Origin of the sequence: Hymenobacter algoricola, assembly GCF_039539525.1 — a bacterium.
In the GTDB taxonomy this organism is placed as follows: domain Bacteria; phylum Bacteroidota; class Bacteroidia; order Cytophagales; family Hymenobacteraceae; genus Hymenobacter; species Hymenobacter algoricola.
The window spans coordinates 1-1,293 of record NZ_BAABDH010000007.1 but is presented as its reverse complement, the minus strand read 5'-3'; the positions used below and the strand labels follow the sequence as shown (position 1 = coordinate 1,293).

The window sequence follows — 1,293 nt, the reverse complement described above, 5'->3', positions numbered from 1 at the left end:
TTTCTACTAGAAAACGGCTCGTTTTCTAGTAGAAAACGTGGGGTTTTCCTTTTCTACTGAAAAAGAAAACGAAAGAGTACTTAGCAGGCAACAAACGGTTATCTTTACGACTACTAAAAAGAAAACCAATCGTTGTCTTATGAAGTACAAAAAAATCAGTGAGCACCCAGCTTATGAGAACAACCCTTTTGTGGAAGAAGCACTTGAGGGTATTCAAAAGCAGACCGTGAGACGGACTCGGGTAATCAGGCCAGATGCAGGATTGTCCAAGCAGGTGCAGCAGATTGTAGTGAATGCAGATGGAGAGGCTACTGGCTACGGTGCTTTCATGCAGTACATCGAGGTAGATGAAGAGCAGTTTGCGAAAGTATACCTAAGTCAATTCGCTGCATTTTGGGAGCTTTCTAAGCCAGCTATTAGGGTATTTGGGTACATCCTATCAGCCCTGAAACCAGGCCAAGACAGACTGATTTTTCGAATGGATAAGGCACTGGCTTACACAAATTACAGCCACAGGAGCCACGTTTTAACGGGCCTGTCCAATCTAGTTGAATGTGGTATTATTGCGCGTACTGCCTATGAGTATGAGTATTTTATAAATCCGCTTGTGTTTTTTAACGGTAATCGGGTGACGTTTGCCAAGACCTACATCAAGCGAAAAAAAGGGCAGGCCGATGTACACCAGCTCTCCATATTTGACGCACAAGAGGACGGGGCACCACTTCTAAATGAATAGGGCAGTGGGGGAAGGGAGTAGGGAGTAGGGAGTAGGCAGGCGGCTTAGCCTTATGCCTTTTTTACCTCGGGGGAGCAGGGGGCAGAGCCCCCAGTAGAACATCATATCTTCAGCTTATCCGTTTTAATCTACTGCTATGAGAGCTAGTATAATTTTCCTTTTTTGCCTTCTATTCAATTGCACAATTTGCTTGGCTCAGACTAGGAAGACTAGTAAGGGCAACTACACAATTTTTCGTACTTCTACTCCAACACAAACCGGAAGTATGATTACTGGAACTATCAAGGAGCTAAAGACCAATCGCCCGTTGAAAGTAGGTGTCATTTCCATTAATAAGGTGTTAATAACAACTGACACGTTAGGGCATTTTCGGTATGAAATCCCTTCGGGTAAATACTCCATCCGAGCTGGCTTTATCGGCTATTATAGAATCGATATAGCCAAACTGAAGGTCCGAAGGCAGGAGATTGTTGATATTACTTTCTATGTAAAAGAGGATGAACGTCCTATATAGTGTAACTAATTACTATTGGTAAAGAAGCAAAAAACCTGGTCGA

At 43.2% G+C, this 1,293-nt stretch carries 2 protein-coding genes; both read left to right on the top strand.

The window, feature by feature from the left end; genetic code table 11:
• Nucleotides 1-37: 37 nt before the first annotated feature.
• Entirely contained in the window at nucleotides 38-736 is a 699-nt protein-coding gene (locus tag ABD842_RS02115; RefSeq protein ID WP_345109393.1) for a RepA protein, read from the top strand.
• Between the two features lie 265 nt (nucleotides 737-1,001).
• Nucleotides 1,002-1,250, top strand: coding sequence for a peptidase associated/transthyretin-like domain-containing protein (locus ABD842_RS02110; RefSeq protein ID WP_345109389.1), 249 nt, complete (start codon nucleotides 1,002-1,004; stop codon nucleotides 1,248-1,250).
• The last annotated feature ends 43 nt before the right edge of the window (nucleotides 1,251-1,293 follow it).